A 20,758-nucleotide genomic window follows, 5' to 3' on the forward strand; every position below is an offset into this window, starting at 1 on the left:
TCTTACCGTTACTTCCTGCTTTTTCTTACCCGCGCGGCGTACGCAGCCAGCGTCTGCTTCAGCACATCCAGCGTTACCGGTTTCGACAGGCAGCTATCCATCCCCGACTCCAGACAGCGCTGCTTCTCTTCCGCAAGAGCATTCGCCGTCACGCCGATCACCGGCAGCGTCAGCCCAAGCTGGCGTATGCGCTGCGTCAGGCGATAACCATCCATATTCGGCATGTTCACGTCGCTGAGCACGATATCGATCGGGTTCTTGCTCAACACATTGAGCGCATCAACACCGTCATTGGCGGTTTTACACTGATAGCCAAGCGATCCCAGCTGATCCGCCAGCAGACGGCGGTTGATAGGATGATCGTCGACTACAAGGATCATCATGTCGTCGTTGTTCTCCATCTCGCCGGAATCAGCCGACAAGGTGTTTGCCGCCTGCGGCTCCATGACCTGAACGCGATAGATGCGGCCCAGCAACGCCAGCAGATCGTGCGGCGAGGCAACGCTATGTAGCCACTCGCCCGGCGCGCGCTCCAGGGGAATGCCAATATGGCGGCGGGAGAAGATGATCGCCGCGCGCCCGGTCCAGGGCTGGGGCAGCTCGTCATCGGTAATCAGCGTATCCTGGTTACCCAACTCATGACCGTCATACTGCTTAACCTGAATACCGTTCCACTGCAGCAGGTTATGCAGATATTCTGATAGCCAGGCATTACGCACCGCCAGCCAGCAGCAGGTTTCCGCTAGTCCATCGACATCAGCCTGCACCGTTGGCACCGCGCTGTAGAGTGGAATGCGAATAGTGAACTGGCTGCCCATGCCCGGTTCGGTATCGACAGCGATATCGCCATCCATCATGTTGACCAGCTTTTCACAGATCGCCAGACCCAGACCGGTACCCTGAAAGTTGCGCTGTACCCCAGTGCCAACCTGGAAGAAGGGATCGAATAAGCGCACCACCTCTTTGCCGGGAATCCCCACGCCGGTATCCCGTACGCGGATACTGAGATACTCCATATCACACTGCACATGCAGCACGATGCAGCCCATATCGGTGAACTTAATCGCATTACTCAACAGGTTGGAAATCACCTGTTGCAGGCGCATCGGATCGCCATTAATCGCCAGCGGCACGTCCGGCTCGATAAAGCAGTAGAGCCCAAGCTGCTTGCGCACCACTAGCGGCAGATAGTTGGCGGTGATGTGGCTCATCACTTCGCGCGGCGAGAACTCGCGCGGCTCGATTTTCAGCTGTTCGGACTCGATTTTCGAAAAGTCGAGAATATCGCTGATGATCTTCAGTAGCAGACTTGAAGAGTTGTTCATGGCGGTAACCAGCCGGTCGACTCCTTTCGGCAGCTCTTTGGTCTGCAACAGATCGAGGTTACCGATAATGCCATACAGCGGCGTGCGCAACTCATGGCTGACGGTGGCGAGGAACATCGACTTCGACTGGCTCGCCTGCTCCGCCGCCTGCGCCATCTCCTGCAGCGACTCCTCCATTTTGACGCGGGCGGAGACATCCACCAGCACGCAGATCGCCACGTTTTCATTGCGATAGCGCGAATGCACGAAGCTGATTTGCAGGTTGGTGTTGTTGCTGGTTAACACATCAACAAAATTAACCTGCTGTCCGCAGATAATTTGCGTCAGCCGCTGCCGGTCTTCATGGGTCAGCATATTGAGGTAGTTATGCGCCAGCTCGTTACTCAATATGTTGGTGCCATCCTGGGTTCGCAGAATACAGATCCCCACCGGCGCGGAGGCGACAATTTTACGGTTGAACTGCTCATGCTCTTCCAGCCGCTGTGCATCGTTCTCCGCCGGAATAAAGATGCGCCGCTCATACATGCGCGCCAGGGTAAACAGCGCCACCCCAACCAGCACATTAAGCAGCACGGCGTTGAGGATCAGCATGCGGATGCGCTCCAGCACCACATCCACCGGCACGGAGTAGACCACGCTCAGGGAGGATGGCGGCAGCGTCTTCTTAAGGATCAGCTCGCGGAAACCGGAGGTGTAACCAAACCAGGAGCGCTCCTGCAGCCAGCGCGGATCGGCGGTAATACTGCTCTCCTGCCCGGTCAGCGAGAGCAAGGTATGGCCATTCTCATCAAGAATGGTAACGCCCATCGGCAGCGTACCCGGCGTGAAAAAGTTCTCCATCCGGATCGACTGCTCGGTGCCGAGCAGCGCCTGTAGGCGATTGCCGAGGTAAACCGGCGTCAGGGCGTAGAAATAGCCGATGCCCGGGCGTGGCCCCTGGCTCATCCAGTAGACATTGTTGCTGCGCTCATCCTGCGGCGCGTTACGGTATTTGACGATCCGCTCATGCAGACTTTTTAGCGTATCATCACGCTCAACCGGCATATCGCGCAGGCCGAAGTCGGCCATACAGAGGTTGTCACTGCCAATCAAAAAGACGCGGTTAAGATCGTACGCGGCAGAGAAATTATCGCGCCAGTAGCGCATAAACCATGCCAGCGACTCCAGCGAGCCGCGCCAGGCGCTGCCCATTGCCGAGCAGTCGGAGTCGGGAAAGAGCGGCAAGAATGCCGGCACGTCGGTTTTATCGCCGCGGGTGCGCGACGTCAGAATGCCGTTGTCCGCCGTCAGGCGATTTTCAGCAATATACTTCAGCTCCTTCATCACATCAGAGGTGCGCTGAATATAGCGCTGCGCCTGATCGGAACTGAGGTTAAACTCCTGGCGGATCTCCGACTCTTTATCATGCAGCGCATTAACGATGTAAAAGACGGAAAAAAAGGCAATTAACAGCCAGAGCAATAGCGCCAGCGCCCTGAACAGATAGCGGGAAACTTTCAGGGTACTGCGAAAAGAGACGAGGTATTTCAACCTGGGGAAACTCCGCCACAAGGAAGTTAAAAAAGAGTGTGCTTAAAGTAGCGATAAATCGCTAATGCCGCAACGGCAATGAAAAAGGGCCGGAAACCCGGCCCTTTGTAACGCGTTACTCGGCGTCTTCGTCTTCCGCCGCGTCGTCGTCACTATCGACTTCCGGCGCGATGTCTTCATCGCCTTCCGCAACGCTGCCATCGATGGAGTCAAGCTCTTCATCATCCACCGGCTCAGCGACACGCTGCAGACCAACAACGTTTTCATCCTCTGCGGTGCGGATCAGGATCACGCCCTGGGTGTTACGACCCACCACGCTGATCTCCGAGACGCGCGTACGCACCAGCGTACCGGCATCGGTGATCATCATGATCTGATCGCAATCATCGACCTGCACTGCACCCACCACGGAACCGTTACGCTCGGTCACCTTGATAGAGATAACGCCCTGCGTACCACGCGATTTGGTCGGGTACTCCGCTTCCGCGGTACGTTTACCGTAACCGTTCTGCGTCACCGTCAGGATTGCGCCTTCGCCGCGCGGCACGATCAGCGAAACTACGCTGTCGTTTTCCGCGAGGCGAATCCCGCGAACGCCGGTCGCGGTACGACCCATCGCACGCACGGCGCTCTCTTTAAAGCGCACCACTTTACCGGCGGCGGAGAAGAGCATTACGTCATCGCTACCGTCGGTGAGATTAACGCCAATCAGCTCATCGCCTTCGTTCAGATTGACGGCAATAATCCCGGCAGAGCGCGGACGGCTGAACTCGGTAAGTGCGGTTTTCTTCACGGTACCGCTAGCGGTCGCCATAAAGACGTTCACGCCCTCTTCGTATTCACGTACCGGCAGAATGGCGGTAATACGCTCATTCGCTTCCAGCGGCAGCAGGTTGACGATCGGACGACCGCGCGCGCCACGGCTCGCTTCCGGCAGCTGGTAGACCTTCATCCAGTAGAGACGACCACGGCTGGAGAAGCAGAGGATCGTGTCATGGGTGTTGGCCACCAGCAGACGATCAATGAAGTCCTCTTCTTTAATGCGCGCGGCAGATTTCCCTTTCCCACCGCGACGCTGCGCTTCGTAATCGGTCAGCGGCTGATACTTCACATAGCCCTGATGCGACAGCGTTACCACAACATCTTCCTGGTTGATCAGGTCTTCGATGTTGATATCTGCGCTGTTAGCGGTAATTTCGGTGCGGCGCTCGTCGCCAAACTGCTCGCGAACCAGCTCAAGCTCTTCGCGGATCACTTCCATCAGGCGCTCAGCGCTGCCGAGGATGTGCAGTAATTCAGCGATCTGCTCCAGCAGCTCTTTGTACTCTTCGAGCAGTTTTTCATGCTCAAGGCCGGTCAGTTTCTGCAGACGCAGATCCAGAATCGCCTGTGCCTGCTGTTCGGTCAGGTAGTATTTACCGTCACGAATGCCGAACTCCGGCTCCAGCCACTCAGGACGCGCGGCGTCATCACCGGCACGCTCGAGCATTGCAGAGACGTTGCCCAGATCCCACGGCTGCGCCACGAGGCCGGCTTTCGCTTCGGCCGGCGTCGGCGCACGACGGATCAGTTCAATGATCGGGTCGATGTTCGCCAGCGCAACAGCCAGTGCTTCAAGGATGTGCGCGCGGTCGCGGGCTTTACGCAGTTCGAAAATGGTACGACGCGTCACCACTTCACGGCGGTGGCGCACAAACGCGGCCAGAATATCTTTCAGCGGCATGATCTTCGGCTGACCATGGTGCAGCGCAACCATGTTGATACCGAAGGAGACCTGCAGCTGCGTCTGGGAGTAGAGGTTGTTCAGCACCACTTCGCCGACGGCGTCGCGCTTCACTTCAATCACGATGCGCATACCGTCTTTATCAGACTCGTCGCGCAGCGCGCTAATACCCTCAACGCGTTTCTCTTTCACCAGCTCGGCAATCTTCTCGATCAGGCGCGCTTTGTTCACCTGGTACGGAATTTCATGCACGATAATGGTTTCGCGGCCGTTTTTGGCATCGGTTTCCACTTCCGCACGGGCACGAATATAGATTTTGCCGCGACCGGTGCGGTAGGCCTCTTCGATGCCACGGCGACCATTGATGATCGCGGCGGTCGGGAAGTCCGGCCCCGGAATATGGGTCATCAGCTCTTCAACGCTGATCTCTTCATTATCGATATAAGCCAGGCAGCCGTTGATCACTTCCGTCAGGTTGTGCGGCGGAATGTTGGTCGCCATACCGACAGCGATCCCGGAAGCGCCGTTAACCAGCAGGTTCGGGATCTTGGTTGGCATCACATCTGGGATTCGCTCAGTGCCGTCGTAGTTATCAACGTAATCGACGGTCTCTTTTTCCAGATCGGCCATCAGCTCATGGGCGATTTTCGCCAGGCGGATTTCCGTATAACGCATTGCCGCGGCGGAGTCGCCATCGATGGAACCAAAGTTCCCCTGGCCGTCGACCAGCATATAACGCAGCGAAAAGGGCTGTGCCATACGAACAATGGTGTCATACACCGCGGAATCACCATGGGGATGGTACTTACCGATTACGTCACCAACGACACGGGCAGATTTTTTGTAGGCTTTATTCCAGTCATTGCCCAATACGTTCATGGCGTAAAGTACGCGACGGTGAACCGGTTTCAGGCCATCTCGGACATCCGGAAGCGCACGGCCAACAATGACCGACATCGCATAGTCCAGATAGGAGCTCTTCAGCTCTTCCTCGATGTTAACCGGTGTAATTTCTCTCGCAAGGTCGCTCATCTAACCGCTATCCCTCTACTGTATCCCGGATTCAAAGGTCGCAAATTATAACACAACCGGTTTGATACAGGTAAACCTATAACACCCCGGCAAAGGTTTATTCATGCCGTCGGCCTGATATACTCTCAGGTCTTATTGAGAGAGGAGTAAATGCGCCCATGAATGCCGAAAAACCGTCGGTTGCTCAGAACGTTGATCATGCAGAAATCGCCAAGTTTGAAGCCGTCGCTTCACGCTGGTGGGACACAGAAGGCGAATTTAAACCTTTACACCGTATTAACCCGCTGCGCCTCGGCTATATCGCTGAACACGCCGGCGGCCTGTTTGGCAAACGCGTGCTGGATGTCGGCTGCGGCGGCGGCATTCTCGCCGAGAGCATGGCCAAAGAGGGTGCGCAGGTGACCGGGCTGGATATGGGCGCGGAGCCGTTGCAAGTTGCGCGTCTGCACGCGCTGGAGTCGGGAGTGCAGGTCGACTACGTCCAGGAAACGGTCGAAGAGCATGCTGAAAAACAGGCCCAGGGTTATGACGTGGTGACCTGCATGGAGATGCTGGAGCACGTGCCGGATCCGCAATCGGTGGTCAGAGCCTGCGCTAAGCTTGTAAAGCCTGGTGGTCACGTTTTCTTTTCGACCATCAACCGTAACGGGAAAGCGTGGCTGATGGCGGTGGTTGGCGCAGAGTATGTGCTGCGCATGGTGCCAAAAGGCACGCACGACGCGAAGAAGTTTATCAAGCCTGCAGAGCTGTTAACCTGGATTGACGATACGGTGTTACAGGAGCGTCACATTACCGGGTTACACTTTAACCCGCTGCTCAATAAGTTCACCCTCGGACCGGGCGTTGATGTTAACTACATGTTGCATACAACGGCGAAAAATCGCTAACGTCATGCGCTAATGTTATGAAGATTGCGCAGCCGCAAATCGCGCAATCTTCCCCGCCGATGAAGAAATCAGCACTCGATCAAAATTTCATTTTTTTTTTCAGATTATTGACAACCTCTGCAAGCCTTATGCGACGAGGACTTAGCGTTTATTACGCTTTCGCAACCTCAAGTTAACGCCAAAATCAACTCTTGTACTCAAAAGAATCCTTACTAGAATACTCACCATATAGCGTTTCTCTTATCGCAAACCCCCTATATATAGTATTTATCCACAGAGTTAGTCACAGTGCTGATTTGTGGATAATACGGGGGATACTTTTATTTCACGGACAGGTAAGCAAATGAATCAGAGTCTGCTGGTGACAAAGCGTGATGGTGGCACTGAGCGCATCAATCTCGACAAAATTCATCGAGTACTGGATTGGGCCGCAGAAGGGTTGAGCAACGTTTCCATCTCTCAGGTGGAGCTGCGTTCACATATTCAGTTTTACGACGGTATCAAAACCTCCGATATCCACGAGACCATTATTAAAGCCGCTGCGGATCTCATCTCCCGCGATGCGCCGGACTATCAATACCTTGCCGCGCGCCTGGCGATTTTCCACCTGCGTAAAAAAGCCTACGGCCAGTTCGAACCGCCTGCGCTGTTCGACCACGTGAAGAAGATGGTTGCGCTGGGTAAATACGATCATCATCTGCTGGAAGACTACAGCGAAGAAGAGTTCCAGCAGATGGACGGCTTTATTGATCACTGGCGTGATATGAACTTCTCCTACGCGGCCGTTAAGCAGCTGGAAGGGAAGTACCTGGTGCAGAACCGCGTGACCGGCGAGATCTACGAGAGCGCGCAGTTCCTCTATATTCTGGTTGCTGCCTGCCTCTTCTCAAACTACCCGCGCGAAACCCGTCTCGACTACGTGAAGCGTTTCTATGACGCGGTCTCGACCTTCAAAATTTCGCTGCCGACGCCAATTATGTCCGGCGTGCGTACCCCGACGCGCCAGTTCAGCTCCTGCGTACTGATCGAGTGCGGCGACAGCCTGGACTCCATCAACGCCACTTCCAGCGCGATTGTGAAGTACGTTTCCCAGCGCGCCGGTATCGGCATCAACGCGGGTCGCATCCGTGCGCTGGGTAGCCCGATCCGCGGCGGTGAAGCGTTCCACACCGGCTGTGTGCCGTTCTACAAACACTTCCAGACGGCGGTGAAATCCTGCTCGCAGGGCGGCGTTCGCGGCGGCGCGGCGACTCTCTTCTACCCGATGTGGCATCTGGAAGTCGAAAGCCTGCTGGTGCTGAAAAACAACCGCGGCGTAGAAGGCAACCGCGTGCGTCATATGGACTACGGCGTACAGATCAACAAACTGATGTATACCCGTCTGCTGAAGGGCGAAGATATCACCCTCTTCAGCCCGTCCGACGTACCGGGTCTGTATGACGCCTTCTTTGCCGATCAGGATGAGTTCGAGCGTCTGTACACGCAGTACGAGAAAGATGACGCCATCCGCAAACAGCGTATTAAAGCGGTCGATCTCTTCTCGCTGATGATGCAGGAACGCGCCTCGACCGGCCGTATCTACATCCAGAACGTCGACCACTGCAACACCCACAGCCCGTTCGATCCGGCTGTTGCGCCGGTGCGTCAGTCCAACCTGTGCCTTGAGATCGCTCTGCCGACCAAGCCGCTGGAAGACGTTAACGATGAAAACGGTGAGATTGCGCTCTGCACGCTCTCTGCCTTTAACCTCGGCGCGATTAAGAACCTCGACGAGCTGGAAGAGCTGGCAACGCTGGCAGTGCGCGCCCTCGACGCCCTGCTTGATTACCAGGACTACCCGATCCCGGCCGCAAAACGTGGCGCGATGGGTCGTCGTACCCTCGGTATCGGCGTCATCAACTTCGCGTACTGGCTGGCGAAAAACGGCAAGCGCTACTCCGACGGCAGCGCCAACAACCTGACGCACCAGACCTTCGAAGCGATTCAGTACTGGCTGCTGAAAGCCTCCAACGAGCTGGCGAAAGAGCAAGGTGCCTGCCCGTGGTTCAACGAAACCACCTACGCGAAAGGCATTCTGCCGATCGATACCTATAAAAAGGATCTCGATGGCATTACCAGCGAGCCGCTGCACTACAACTGGGAAGCGCTGCGTGACGATATCACTACACACGGCCTGCGTAACTCGACGCTCTCTGCCCTGATGCCGTCTGAAACCTCGTCGCAGATCTCCAACGCCACCAACGGCATTGAGCCGCCGCGCGGCCATGTGAGCATCAAAGCCTCGAAAGATGGCATCCTGCGCCAGGTGGTGCCGGATTATGAAGAGCTGAAAGATGCCTACGAGCTGCTGTGGGAAATGCCGAATAACGACGGCTACCTGCAACTGGTCGGCATTATGCAGAAGTTTATCGACCAGTCGATTTCAGCGAACACCAACTACGATCCGACCCGCTTCCCGTCGGGCAAGGTGCCGATGCAGCAGCTGCTGAAAGACCTGCTGACCGCCTACAAATTTGGTGTGAAGACGCTCTACTATCAAAACACCCGCGATGGCGCGGAAGATGCGCAGGATGACCTGGTCCCTTCTATCCAGGACGATGGCTGCGAAAGCGGCGCATGTAAGATCTAACTAAGGGGCGGGGAAACCCGCCCTTTTTTTCGCAAGACAGGACTCACATTCATGGCATACACCACCTTTTCTCAGAAGAAAAACGATCAGCTGCTCGAGCCGATGTTCTTTGGCCAGCCGGTGAACGTGGCGCGCTACGACCAGCAAAAATATGACATCTTCGAAAAGCTGATCGAAAAGCAACTCTCCTTCTTCTGGCGTCCGGAAGAAGTTGATGTTTCCCGCGATCGCATCGACTTCCAGGCACTGCCGGAACATGAAAAACATATCTTTATCAGCAACCTGAAGTACCAGACGCTGCTGGACTCAATTCAGGGCCGTAGCCCGAACGTTGCGCTGCTGCCGCTCATCTCCATTCCGGAGCTGGAAACCTGGGTGGAAACCTGGGCGTTTTCAGAAACTATTCATTCGCGCTCCTACACCCATATTATCCGCAATATCGTTAACGATCCGGCGGTGGTGTTTGACGATATCGTCACTAACGAGCAGATCCTCAAGCGCGCAGAAGGGATCTCCTCCTTCTATGACGAGCTGATTGAGATGACCAACTACTGGCATCTGCTGGGCGAAGGCACTCATACCGTGAACGGCAAAACCGTCACCATCAGCCTGCGCGAGCTGAAGAAGAAGCTCTATCTCTGCCTGATGAGCGTGAACGCGCTGGAAGCGATTCGCTTCTATGTCAGCTTCGCCTGCTCCTTCGCCTTCGCCGAGCGCGAACTGATGGAAGGCAACGCCAAAATCATCCGTCTGATCGCCCGCGATGAAGCCCTGCACCTGACCGGCACCCAGCATATGCTGAATCTGCTGCGCTCAGGCGCTGACGATCCTGAGATGGCGGAGATTGCCGAAGAGTGCAAAAAGGAGTGCTACGATCTGTTTGTGCAGGCGGCACAGCAGGAGAAAGAGTGGGCGGAGTATCTCTTCTCCGGCGGCTCAATGATTGGCCTGAACAAAGATATCCTCTGCCAGTATGTTGAGTACATCACCAACATCCGTATGCAGGCGGTGGGCCTCGATCTGCCATTCCAGACTCGCTCGAACCCAATTCCGTGGATTAACACCTGGCTGGTCTCTGATAACGTGCAGGTGGCGCCGCAGGAAGTGGAAGTGAGTTCCTACCTCGTCGGCCAGATCGACTCGCAGGTCGATACCGACGATCTGAGCAACTTCCAGCTGTGATGAGCCGGGTTACGCTCCGCCTCTCCGGCACGCAGGTGCATTGCCCGGAAGAGCACCCTTCCCTGCTGGTGGCGCTGGAGTCCCAGCAGGTGGAAGTTGAATACCAGTGCCGCGAAGGCTACTGCGGCTCCTGCCGCTGTCGGCTGGTAGCAGGCCAGGTGGACTGGATTAGCGAGCCGCTGGCCTTTATCAACGAAGGGGAAATTTTGCCCTGCTGCTGCCGGGCGAAAGGCGACATCGAGATCGAGATGTAAAAAAATGCCGGGTGGCACTGCGTTTACCCGGCCTACAGTTTCTGCACACTCATCCTTTCCGTAGGCCTGATAAGCGAAAGCGCCATCAGGCAATATGCCGGGTGGCACTGCGTTTACCCGCCCTACAGTTTTTGCACGCTCATCCTTTCCGTAGGCCTGATAAGCGAAAGCGCCATCAGGCAATATGCCGGGTGGCACTGCGTTTACCCGCCCTACAGTTTTTGCACGCTCATCCTTTCCGTAGGCCTGATAAGCGAAAGCGCCATCAGGCAACATGACGGGTGGCACTGCGTTTAACCGGCCTACAGTTTCTGCATACTCATCCTTTCCGTAGGCCTTATAAGCGAAAGCGCCATCAGGCAATATGCCGGGTGGCGCTGCGTTTACCCGGCCTACAGTTTCTGCACGCTCATCCTTTCCGTAGGCCTGATAAGCGAAAGCGCCATCAGGCAACTTCGCTTATCAGTACCCTGCTTTTATTTCCGCTTCAAAAACTGCACCGCTTTATCAGGGAAATCGGTAAACAACCCATCGACCCCGGCCTGGTGATACAACACTTCATAAAGCTGATTCACATCGGCGGCATACGGTGGCAGCTGATCGGCGCGCACTGTAAACGGGTGCACCTGCAAATGGCTGGCATGCGCCTCTTTCACCATTGCCGTTAACTGCACGTGTCCCGGCTTCGAGTCATCCGCCACCAGCATATGGTAGTCGGGGCCGATACCATCCGCGTACTGCGCAATCTGCTTCATCGCGCCGGGTTTCAGCATCCAGTCATAATCATAATTGACCCATTTGCCGTCCGGCTGCTTCTGCTGGGTTTCATTCCATTTGGTATAGGCAATCAGCTGCACCAGATTGAGATCCATCCCCATCTTCGGCTCAAGTTCGTTTTTAATACGCTTGAGTTCATCGGCGTCGAAACACTGCAAATAGACCTTATCTTTCTTGCTGCTGTAACCGTACTTCTTCAGCACCTCAAGGGTCGCCTTCGCAATATCTTTCCCTTCCTGATGGTGGAACCACGGGGCTTTGATCTCCGGATAGATACCGATATCTTTGCCGGTCGAGTGGTTCAGCCCCTGCACAAACTCAATCTCCTCTTCAAAGGTATGAATACGGAAATCGGATTTGCCCATCGGAAAACGGCCCGGGAACACCTGTTCTCTCTTGCCGTTCTTTAACTCAAACCCTTCGGTGAACTTTAGCGAGCGGATCTCATCCAGCGTGAAATCGATGGCATAGTAACGACCATCTTTGCGGGCGCGGTCAGGGAAGCGCTCGGCGACATCGGTGACGCGATCGAGATAGTGGTCATGCAGCACCACCAGACGATCGTCTTTGGTCATCACCAGATCCTGCTCCAGATAATCCGCGCCCTGGGCATAGGCCATCGCTTTGGCAGGCAGCGTATGCTCCGGCAGATAACCGCTGGCACCGCGATGGGCGATCACCAGCTTTTCGGCGGCCAGCGCCTGGCCTGCCATCAGGCCCGCCAGCAGCAGGCCTGTGGTCATGCGGCTAAAGGACAATTTCATAACATCTCCTGTTATTGACGACGCGCAAGCACGTCAGCGTGATGGCGTTTTTCGCCAATCATCACCACGATCAGCAGCAGAACCGCTAACACGCTGCCACCAATCATCACCATGAAACCGCCATCCCAGCCGAAGAAATCGACGGTATAGCCAACAATGGCGCTCGCCGCCACCGAACCACCGAGGTAGCCAAACAGGCCGGTAAAGCCCGCCGCGGTACCGGCCGCTTTCTTCGGCGCCAGCTCCAGCGCGTGCAGACCAATCAGCATCACCGGGCCGTAAATCAAGAAGCCGATAACGATCATGCAGGCCATATCCACGCCCGGGTTGCCCGCCGGGTTGAGCCAGTAGACGATGGTGGCGATGGTCACCAGCGTCATAAAGAAGACGCCGGTCGCGCCGCGGTTACCTTTAAAGACTTTGTCCGACATCCAGCCGCAGATCAGCGTGCCGGGAATGCCCGCATATTCATAGAGGAAGTAGGCCCAGGAGGATTTATCCAGCGCGAAATGCTTCACCTCTTTCAGGTAGGTCGGCGACCAGTCGAGGATGCCGTAGCGCAGCAGATAGACAAAGACGTTAGCGATGGCGATGTACCACAGCAGCTTGTTTGGCAGCACATACTGCATAAAGATCTGCTTCGCCGTTAGCTCCTCTTCATGTTTGTCGCTGTAATCATCCGGGTAGTCGTTTTTGTACTCTTCAATCGGCGGCAGACCGCAGGATTGCGGCGTGTCGCGCATCAGTGCGAACGCGATTATCGCCACCAAAATGGCCCCAAAGGCCGGCATATAGAGCGCCGCATGCCAGTCGTTAAACCACGCCATTCCCAGCAGGAAGAGCAGCGGAGGCAGGCCTCCGCCGACGTTATGAGCGCAGTTCCACACCGACACAATGCTGCCGCGCTCCTTCTGCGACCACCAGTGCACCATCGTGCGTCCGCACGGCGGCCAGCCCATCCCCTGGAACCAGCCGCAAAGAAACAGCAGCACAAACATCACGGCGATGCTGGAGGTGGCCCACGGCACAAAGCCCATAAACAGCATCACTGCCGCCGCGAGGATCAGACCGGCGGGCAGGAAAACGCGCGGGTTCGAGCGATCCGACACCGAACCCATAATGAATTTTGAGAAGCCGTAGGCAATGGAGATCCCCGACAGCGCAAAGCCCAGATCGCCGCGCGAGAAGCCCTGCTCAACCAGATAGGGCATCGCCAGCGCAAAGTTCTTACGCACCAGGTAGTAGGCGGCGTAACCAAAGAAAATGCCCAGAAAGATTTGCCAGCGTAAGCGGCGGTACAGAGGATCAACCTGCGCGTCGGGCAGACGCGCCTGGTGGGGGGCCGGTTTGAAAATGCTCAACATAAACTGCCTCCGTGGCACGGTAAAAGTCATGACAACAGGCGTCATGAGTGAAAACGAAAATCGCTTGGGTTATACGCGGCGGATTGTAGAGAAAGTTTTGACGAGAAAGAATGAAATGCCACATATAATGTTACAGAAATATGACAAAGCTCTAACTTCGTGCGGAAAAGTGCATTTCACTTTCGTTTCTTGTTCGTATATGCGCGATATCAAACAAACCACAGTAAGGGTATGGCTAAATGGTCGGTAAAGAACGTCGACCAGCCAGGAGACGACCGTGCCCTACTCAAACGACTACGATGTGATCATTATTGGCGGCGGCGCAACGGGTGCCGGTATCGCCCGTGATTGCGCCCTGCGCGGCCTGCGCGCTGTCCTGCTTGAACGCCATGACATTGCCACCGGTGCCACCGGCCGCAACCACGGCTTACTGCACAGCGGCGCGCGTTATGCGGTGACCGACAGCGAATCGGCGCGCGAATGCATCGCCGAAAACCAGATCCTCAAACGTATTGCCCGCCACTGTATTGAAGCGACCGACGGGCTGTTTATCACCCTGCCGGAAGACGATCTGAACTACCAGTCACACTTTATTGCAGCCTGCACCCGCGCCGGGATTGCCGCGCAGGCCATTAGCCCACAGGAAGCCAGGCGCATGGAGCCGAGCGTCAACCCGCAGCTAATCGGCGCGGTGCGTGTGCCGGACGGTACTGTCGACCCCTTCCGCCTCACCGCCAGTAATATGCTTGATGCCCGCGAACACGGCGCAAAAATCCTCACCGGGCATGAAGTGTGCGGCCTGCTGCGCACGGGCGACACGGTGTATGGCGTGCGCCTGCGCCATCTCGCCAGCAATGAAATCCGCGATCTGCATGCGCCGGTGGTGGTCAATGCCGCCGGGATTTGGGGCCAGCGCATCGCGGAGTATGCCGATCTGCGCATTCGCATGTTCCCGGCAAAAGGCGCGCTGCTGATCCTCGATCACCGCATTAATCAGCATGTCATCAACCGCTGCCGCAAGCCTGCCGATGCCGATATTCTTGTGCCCGGCGACACCATTTCACTGATTGGTACCACCTCAACGCAGATTGATTATGCCGATATCGATAACGTGCGCGTCACGCCTGATGAGGTCGATATTCTGCTGCGTGAAGGGGAGAAACTGGCGCCAGTGATGGGGCAAACGCGCATCCTGCGTGCCTATGCTGGCGTGCGCCCGTTGGTGGCGAGCGATGACGATCCCAGCGGGCGTAACGTCAGCCGTGGCATTGTGCTGCTCGACCACGCCGCGCGCGACGGGCTGGAAGGGTTTATCACTATTACCGGCGGCAAGCTGATGACCTACCGTCTGATGGCCGAATGGGCAACGGATGCGGTTTGCCGCAAGCTCAACCATAACGTAGCCTGCACCACGGCGACAAAAGCGCTGCCGGGATCGCTCGGTTCACCAGACGAGGCGCTGAAGAAAATCATCTCCCTGCCGACGCCGCTGCGCGGTTCAGCGGTCTACCGCCACGGCGATCGCGCCCCGGCGTGGCTCGCCAGCGACCGGCACAGCCGCAGCCTGGTGTGCGAGTGCGAAGCCGTTACCGCAGGCGAGGTGCAGTATGCGGTGGAAAACCTCAATGTCACCTCACTGCTCGATCTGCGCCGCCGCACCCGCGTCGGCATGGGCACTTGCCAGGGCGAGCTCTGCGCCTGCCGTGCCGCCGGGCAGCTAAACCGGCTGCACGTTACGCGCGACAACGAGGCGCGCAGGCAGCTGGCGGCGTTTCTGAATGAGCGCTGGAAGGGAATTAAACCTATTGCCTGGGGCGATGCGCTGCGTGAGAGCGAGTTTACCCGCTGGGTTTACCAGGGTCTGTGCGGGCTGGAGAAGGAGCAGGATGATGAGATTTGATACGGTGATTATCGGCGGCGGGCTGGCAGGCTTGCTGTGCGGCATTCGTCTGAGCGAGGGCGGCCAGCGCTGCGCGATTGTCAGCCGCGGCCAGAGCGCGCTGAGCTTCTCTTCCGGCTCTCTCGATCTGCTCTCCCGTCTGCCAGACGGCAAAACGGTCGGCACACTGACAGAGGCCATTGCGCATCTGCAACACCATCACCCCGAGCACCCCTATGCGCGGCTCGGCGCTGAACGCGTGTGCCGTTATGCGCGGCAAACTCAAACCCTGCTCGCCGACTGCGGGCTAAAAATGCAGGGCGATGTCGATACGCCGCACCTGCGCGTCACGCCGCTGGGCAGCTGGCGCCGGGCGTGGCTCAGCCCGCAAGAGATTGCGTTGAAACCGCAGCAGGGGCTGCGCGTCGGTGTCGTCGGCATCAGCGGCTTTCTCGATTTTCAGTCCGAGCTGGCAGTGGACGCGCTGCGCCAGCGCGGTATTGCTGCCGGGGCGGAAGAGATTGCGCTCCCGCTTCTCGACACGCTTCGCGATAACCCGAGCGAGTTTCGCGCCGTGACCATTGCGCGCCAGCTCGATCGCCCTGAGCATTACGCCGATCTCTGCGCCGCCCTGCGTCCGCTAAGTGAGCGGTATGAGATGCTGTGGCTTCCCGCCTGTTTTGGTCTGACAGAGAGCACCGTTTTTACCCGCCTAAGCGAAGATCTCGCCTGCCCGCTGCGGCTGATCGCCACGCTGCCGCCTTCGGTGATGGGCATGCGCTTACAGCACGCCTTGCAGCAACGGTTTCTGCGCAGCGGCGGTAAGTGGATGCCGGGCGATGAGGTGCTGCGCGCCGATATTAATCACGGTAAGGTGACGCAGCTCTGGACGCGCAAGCATGACGATCTGCCGCTGCGCGCCCGCCATGTCGTGCTGGCCAGCGGCAGCTTTTTCAGTAACGGGCTGGTCGCCGGGCGCGATCGCGTGCGCGAGGCAGTATTCAACCTTGATGTTCTGCAAAGTGACTCCCGCCGGGAGTGGTATGGCGACGATCTCTTTGCCCCACAGCCGTGGCACCAGTTCGGCGTCCGCACCGATGAACAGTTGCACGGCCTGCGCGACGGGCAACCGCTTGAGAATCTCTATGCGATCGGCTCGCTGCTTGGCGGCTATGACGCCATCGCCCAGGGCTGCGGTGGTGGCGTATGCGCCGTAACAGCGCTGCATGCGGCGCAGCAGATCCTCGATCAGGGAGGAAAACCCTAATGCACACCTCTTTTGAAAGCTGTATCAAATGTACCGCCTGCACCACCGCCTGCCCGGTAAGCCGGGTTAACCCCGCCTATCCCGGGCCGAAACAGGCCGGACCCGATGGCGAGCGGCTGCGGCTGAAAGATGCCGCGCTGTATGACGATGCGCTGAAATATTGCACCAACTGCAAGCGCTGCGAAACGGCCTGCCCATCCGGGGTGAACATTGGCGATATGATCCAGCGCGCCCGCGCGCAGCATGGGGCAAAACCGCTCTCGGTACGTAACGCCATTCTCAGCCATACGGATCTGATGGGCACGCTATCGACACCCGTCGCGCCGCTGGTCAACGCCGCGACTTCCCTGAAGCCGGTGCGCCAGTTGCTGGATAAAGCGTTAAAAATCGATCACCACCGCACGCTGCCGAAATACGCCAGCGGCGGCACGTTTCGCCGCTGGTATCGCAGCGTGGCGACGCAGCAGAGCGCCTACAGCGAGCAGGTGGCGTTTTTCCACGGCTGCTATGTCAACTACAACCATCCGCAACTGGGGAAAGACCTGATCCGCGTGCTGAACCAGATGGGCATTGGCGTGCAGTTATTGCAGCGTGAGAAGTGCTGCGGCGTCCCACTAATTGCCAACGGCTACTTTGCGAAGGCGAAAAAGCAGGCGCAGTTCAACCTCAGCGCATTAGAGCAGGCGATTGGCATGGATGGGCTGCAGGTGCTCGCCACCTCCTCCACCTGCGCCTTCACCCTGCGCGATGAGTATCCACACCTGCTGGAGGTCGATAACAGCCACCTGCGCACACATATTGATTTAGCGACCCGCTGGATCTGGCGACAACTCGATGAGGGGCATAGTCTGCGGCTAAGAGAGATGCCGCTGAAGGTGGTCTATCACACCCCTTGTCATATGGAGAAGATGGGCTGGACGCACTATACGCTGGATCTGCTGCGGCGCATTCCGGGGCTGGCGTTAACGGTGCTGGACTCTGCCTGCTGTGGCATCGCGGGCACCTATGGCTTCAAGCGGGAGAACTACGCCACCTCGCAGGCCATTGGCGCACCGCTGTTTGCGCAGATTGACGCCAGCGGTGCGGATCTGGTGGTGACGGATTGTGAGACCTGTAAATGGCAGATTGAGATGTCCACCGGCAAACCGTGCGAACATCCCATTACGCTGCTGGCGCGGGCATTAGGCTAACGTCAGCGCCTGTCGCAGGGTTATTCCACCGAGAGGGTTTCGACTACCGCAATCCAGCCGTGATCGCTGGCGATATCTTTCCCCGCCAACCAGCGGCGCAGGATATTCAGCGCCATCATCGCACAGACCTCCTGGCGCACCGCCAGACTGTGGCGGCTGCTGTTGAACTTCACCCGCAGGGCGCGGGTGCCTTCCGGCGTCGCCAGCGCGAAGTTGAGATGATCCTCTTCCAGCCCGGTGACGGTCAACGCCAGCCCGGCGAGATGCCGGTTACGTAACTCGGTTGTCCAGCGCGCCGTTTGTGCCAGCGCTTCTGCCTGTGAGGGCAGCACTTCGCTGGCGAGCAGCGGTGCGCCTGCGCGGGAGAGCTGTAGCGCCACCAGCCCGCTGGTGAACTGCTCGCTCAGTGTCAGGCTCAGCTGGCGCTCGCGCAGCGCGGCGGCAATCGCGGCCGGTAAACCCTCGGTGCCTTCAAAAATCAGGCTTTCCCCCGCCACTTTTTTCACTTCCGGCCACAGGGCTTCCATCGCCGCGCGCTGCTCCGCCGGGCCGGTCAGTTTCAGTTCGATAATTGGCATCGATGAGCGGTAACCCATCACCACGCCGGGTGGCAGATCGAGATGCTGGAGTTTCTCCGCCAGATCGCTCTCGGAGCGACCAAAGGTGGTCAGACGCAGGCAAACCGGGGGCTGCGGCAGAGTGAAACGCTCACGCAGACGCGGCAGGATCTCCTGCTCAACCATCACTTTAAATTCTGAGGGGACGCCTGGGGTAAAGAACATCAGGCAGCGGTTGAACTGCAACGCGAACCCGCAGGCGGTACCGACCGGGTTATCGACCAGCTCGGCGCTGGCGGGGATCTCTGCCTGCTTGCGGTTGCTGGGGGCCATGACGCGGCCGCGATCGGTAAAAAAGCGCTCCATCTGCTTAAGCCACGCTTCGTGCAGCACCAGCGTTTCGCCTTTGGCGGTGGCCGCTGCCAGCGCACTCAAATCGTCGCTGGTCGGCCCGAGACCGCCGTTAACGATCAGCACATCTGCCTGTTCGCTGCGCTCGCGCAAAATCGCAATCAAGTCGTCGAGGTTATCGCCAACGGTATGGCGGCGCGTTAACGGCAGCCCCTGGTTAAAAAATACGTCGGCCAGCCAGGCCGCATTGGTATCGACAATCTGGCCATGCAGCACTTCATCGCCGGTCGATAACATCTCCACATTTAACATCGTTCGCTCCTGCAATCGGGGTTGAAACACTATAGCGCATGCGCAGAGTAAAGAGGGGGAAACGGGCGCGGCGGCTGCCGCGCCGGGGGATCAGAAGCTGGCGCTGGCACCGAGATAAGGGCCATCCGCCACGACGTTGTCGCGGCGACCATCTTTGCCTGCCATCTCAATGTAGCGATAACCGGCTTCGACGGTAAACGGGCGCATAATGGTATAACGCGCACCGGCTTTGGCTTCCTGGTACTCTTTAACGCCGCTTGAGAGCGAGTCCGGAGAGTAGTAATACTCGCCGAAAACGTTGAAACTGCGGGCGATCTCCCACTGCAAACCGCCGCCGACGGCGATGGCATAGCCTTCGCTGCCCTCATCCGGGTTCAGGTAGATACCTTTACCGCCAACGGTTGCCAGGAACGGCCCGAGCGGCAAGTTGTAACCGAGCCCAAGGCTTGCGGTATCACCATCATCTTCGCTATGCGCCCAGTTACCGCTGACTGCGATACCACTGGTTTCGGTTCCCAGTCCGAAACCGAGGCTGCTGTAATCTTTACCAATCTGTCCATTCAGGCTAATCGCCTGCGCACCGGCGGAGGCCAGCAACACGCCAGCACATCCTAATAGAGCTAACTTTTTCATTTTTACGTTCCGCACGAAACGGGGCAGTGCCCCAAAGCGTCTGATTGTACGCTTATTTTCCCGGCAGCAGAACGTCTAATAGTGTGTGAGGACTGAGGGCTAAACGCCTGGCACTGGAGCGTGTCAGTGGCGGGCTTTCTCTACCATCTCAACCGGAATACCGGTCAGGGAGGCCACAACGTCAGGCTCCATCCCCTTTTCCAGCATCACTTTCGCGATACGCATCGCCTCCTGTTGAACGCCTTCGGCTCGCCCCTGAGCCAGGCCTTTAACCAGCCCCTCTTCGCGAAGATATTGTGCAATGTTCATTAACGTCTCCTTCTGCTGCTGATCCACTGTCTGGCTGGCCATAGCGGTCAAAAGCGTTGCCGGATCGGCGGTGTGCCCGGCCTGTAACAGGTAGTGCAGCAACGCTTTCAACTGCGCGTGGCCAGTGTATCCCAGCGCCAGCAGGCTGACCAGTTGCTCTCTGAACTCCAGCATATCCCGCTGACGCACATGTTTTTGCAGAAGTTCGAGCATCGCAATCCGTCGATGTTGCGCGATTTCAGCATCGGGTATCTGCGAGACATCGATCAGAGGAAAGGAGTGCGTATAGAGCGCTTCGGCCTGTTGAGATAACGGAAATCTGTCGAGCCAGCGCAGTGACCATGGGTAAGGGGTTACCCGTCCATGATAGAACAACACCGGGATCACCAGCGGCAGGTCGGTATGTCCTTTATCGAGATGGCGCTGCATAGCAGCTATGGCATAGCGCATCAGGCGAAAGGCCATATTCTTATCTGGTGAGCTTTGATGCTCCACCAACGCATAGAGATAACCGTCGCCAGAGCAGGTTTTCAGGGAGTAGAGAATATCGGAGTAGCAGTAACGCAGATCCTCCTCAACAAAGCTGCCCGACTCAAGATGCAAAGTACTCAGATCGCACAGCGCCAGTAAACGCTTTGGTAGATGGATTTCGAAAAAGTCATGCGCCGTTTCCGCATGTGACAGTAATTTGCGAAACACCGCATCATGCGGTGCAGATGATGAAGATGTGCCCATAGCTCTCCCTGCTTTAGCTGCGGGCGCAAATTAACACACTCTGAGCGCATGTCAGCTG

At 57.4% G+C, this 20,758-nt stretch carries 14 protein-coding genes; 7 read left to right on the plus strand and 7 right to left on the minus strand.

Annotation, left to right across the window (positions count from 1 at the left end; translation table 11 throughout):
- Positions 1-8 precede the first annotated feature (8 nt).
- Positions 9-2,855 (minus strand): two-component system sensor histidine kinase RcsC, encoded by a 2,847-nt coding sequence (gene rcsC, locus HF650_RS15980; RefSeq protein WP_187799469.1) that lies wholly within the window; start codon positions 2,853-2,855, stop codon positions 9-11.
- Positions 2,856-2,970: 115 nt separating this feature from the next.
- Complete coding sequence (gyrA, locus tag HF650_RS15985; RefSeq protein WP_187799470.1) at positions 2,971-5,610, minus strand: DNA topoisomerase (ATP-hydrolyzing) subunit A; 2,640 nt, start codon at positions 5,608-5,610, stop codon at positions 2,971-2,973.
- Between the two features lie 158 nt (positions 5,611-5,768).
- On the opposite strand from gyrA, the gene ubiG reads away from it, so the two are divergent.
- The 4 genes from ubiG to yfaE all read left to right on the plus strand — a co-directional run bounded on the left by ubiG (position 5,769) and on the right by yfaE (position 10,562).
- The gene (ubiG, locus tag HF650_RS15990; protein ID WP_187799471.1) at positions 5,769-6,497 is read left to right on the plus strand and encodes a bifunctional 2-polyprenyl-6-hydroxyphenol methylase/3-demethylubiquinol 3-O-methyltransferase UbiG; all 729 of its coding nucleotides are present in this window, start codon (positions 5,769-5,771) and stop codon (positions 6,495-6,497) included.
- 343 nt (positions 6,498-6,840) lie between these two features.
- Complete coding sequence (gene nrdA / locus HF650_RS15995) at positions 6,841-9,126, plus strand: class 1a ribonucleoside-diphosphate reductase subunit alpha (RefSeq protein ID WP_187799472.1); 2,286 nt, start codon at positions 6,841-6,843, stop codon at positions 9,124-9,126.
- A 51-nt stretch (positions 9,127-9,177) separates the two neighbouring features.
- Positions 9,178-10,308: a class Ia ribonucleoside-diphosphate reductase subunit beta gene (gene nrdB / locus HF650_RS16000; protein ID WP_187799473.1), complete on the plus strand. Its 1,131-nt coding sequence runs from the start codon at positions 9,178-9,180 to the stop codon at positions 10,306-10,308.
- Positions 10,308-10,562 (plus strand): class I ribonucleotide reductase maintenance protein YfaE, encoded by a 255-nt coding sequence (gene yfaE, locus HF650_RS16005; protein ID WP_187802716.1) that lies wholly within the window; start codon positions 10,308-10,310, stop codon positions 10,560-10,562. The genes nrdB and yfaE overlap by 1 nt, the downstream gene beginning before the upstream one ends.
- A gap of 476 nt (positions 10,563-11,038) precedes the next feature.
- Here yfaE and glpQ read toward each other — a convergent pair whose 3' ends face one another.
- Together glpQ and glpT are read right to left on the minus strand one after the other, a co-directional pair.
- Positions 11,039-12,103, minus strand: coding sequence for a glycerophosphodiester phosphodiesterase (glpQ, locus tag HF650_RS16010; protein WP_187799474.1), 1,065 nt, complete (start codon positions 12,101-12,103; stop codon positions 11,039-11,041).
- An 11-nt stretch (positions 12,104-12,114) separates the two neighbouring features.
- On the minus strand, positions 12,115-13,467 hold the full coding sequence (glpT, locus tag HF650_RS16015; RefSeq protein ID WP_187799475.1) for a glycerol-3-phosphate transporter: 1,353 nt from the start codon (positions 13,465-13,467) through the stop codon (positions 12,115-12,117).
- A 277-nt stretch (positions 13,468-13,744) separates the two neighbouring features.
- Here glpT and glpA point away from each other — a divergent pair, with 277 nt between their 5' ends.
- From glpA to glpC, 3 genes are read left to right on the plus strand one after another with little or no spacing between them, the layout of a single operon-like run.
- On the plus strand, positions 13,745-15,367 hold the full coding sequence (glpA, locus tag HF650_RS16020) for an anaerobic glycerol-3-phosphate dehydrogenase subunit A (RefSeq protein WP_187799476.1): 1,623 nt from the start codon (positions 13,745-13,747) through the stop codon (positions 15,365-15,367).
- Positions 15,357-16,613, plus strand: coding sequence for a glycerol-3-phosphate dehydrogenase subunit GlpB (glpB, locus tag HF650_RS16025; RefSeq protein WP_187802717.1), 1,257 nt, complete (start codon positions 15,357-15,359; stop codon positions 16,611-16,613). Before glpA ends, glpB begins: the two co-directional genes overlap by 11 nt.
- On the plus strand, positions 16,553-17,803 hold the full coding sequence (gene glpC, locus HF650_RS16030; protein WP_187799477.1) for an anaerobic glycerol-3-phosphate dehydrogenase subunit GlpC: 1,251 nt from the start codon (positions 16,553-16,555) through the stop codon (positions 17,801-17,803). The genes glpB and glpC overlap by 61 nt, the downstream gene beginning before the upstream one ends.
- Before the next feature lie 20 nt (positions 17,804-17,823).
- Here the strand turns inward: glpC and HF650_RS16035 are convergent, their stop codons facing one another.
- From HF650_RS16035 to HF650_RS16045, 3 genes are all read right to left on the minus strand, one after another.
- Entirely contained in the window at positions 17,824-19,023 is a 1,200-nt protein-coding gene (locus HF650_RS16035; RefSeq protein ID WP_187799478.1) for a nicotinamide mononucleotide deamidase-related protein YfaY, read from the minus strand.
- A 90-nt stretch (positions 19,024-19,113) separates the two neighbouring features.
- Positions 19,114-19,656: a YfaZ family outer membrane protein gene (locus HF650_RS16040; protein ID WP_187799479.1), complete on the minus strand. Its 543-nt coding sequence runs from the start codon at positions 19,654-19,656 to the stop codon at positions 19,114-19,116.
- Between the two features lie 123 nt (positions 19,657-19,779).
- A complete protein-coding gene (locus tag HF650_RS16045) occupies positions 19,780-20,700 on the minus strand; it encodes an Rpn family recombination-promoting nuclease/putative transposase (protein ID WP_187799480.1) in 921 nt (306 codons plus the stop codon).
- Positions 20,701-20,758: the final 58 nt, after the last annotated feature.

The sequence above is a fragment of the Kosakonia sp. SMBL-WEM22 genome, from assembly GCF_014490785.1.
In the GTDB taxonomy this organism is placed as follows: Bacteria; Pseudomonadota; Gammaproteobacteria; order Enterobacterales; family Enterobacteriaceae; genus Kosakonia.

What these genes read in the sequence shown, in the direction of transcription:
- gyrA (WP_187799470.1), bottom strand. Translation starts at nt 5,610, where the DNA reads ATGAGCGACCTTGCGAGAGAAATTACACCGGTTAACATCGAGGAAGAG.
- ubiG (WP_187799471.1), top strand. Translation starts at nt 5,769, where the DNA reads ATGAATGCCGAAAAACCGTCGGTTGCTCAGAACGTTGATCATGCAGAA.
- nrdA (WP_187799472.1), top strand. Translation starts at nt 6,841, where the DNA reads ATGAATCAGAGTCTGCTGGTGACAAAGCGTGATGGTGGCACTGAGCGC.
- nrdB (WP_187799473.1), top strand. Translation starts at nt 9,178, where the DNA reads ATGGCATACACCACCTTTTCTCAGAAGAAAAACGATCAGCTGCTCGAG.
- yfaE (WP_187802716.1), top strand. Translation starts at nt 10,308, where the DNA reads ATGAGCCGGGTTACGCTCCGCCTCTCCGGCACGCAGGTGCATTGCCCG.
- glpQ (WP_187799474.1), bottom strand. Translation starts at nt 12,103, where the DNA reads ATGAAATTGTCCTTTAGCCGCATGACCACAGGCCTGCTGCTGGCGGGC.
- glpT (WP_187799475.1), bottom strand. Translation starts at nt 13,467, where the DNA reads ATGTTGAGCATTTTCAAACCGGCCCCCCACCAGGCGCGTCTGCCCGAC.
- glpB (WP_187802717.1), top strand. Translation starts at nt 15,357, where the DNA reads ATGAGATTTGATACGGTGATTATCGGCGGCGGGCTGGCAGGCTTGCTG.
- glpC (WP_187799477.1), top strand. Translation starts at nt 16,553, where the DNA reads ATGCGCCGTAACAGCGCTGCATGCGGCGCAGCAGATCCTCGATCAGGG.
- HF650_RS16035 (WP_187799478.1), bottom strand. Translation starts at nt 19,023, where the DNA reads ATGTTAAATGTGGAGATGTTATCGACCGGCGATGAAGTGCTGCATGGC.
- HF650_RS16040 (WP_187799479.1), bottom strand. Translation starts at nt 19,656, where the DNA reads ATGAAAAAGTTAGCTCTATTAGGATGTGCTGGCGTGTTGCTGGCCTCC.
- HF650_RS16045 (WP_187799480.1), bottom strand. Translation starts at nt 20,700, where the DNA reads ATGGGCACATCTTCATCATCTGCACCGCATGATGCGGTGTTTCGCAAA.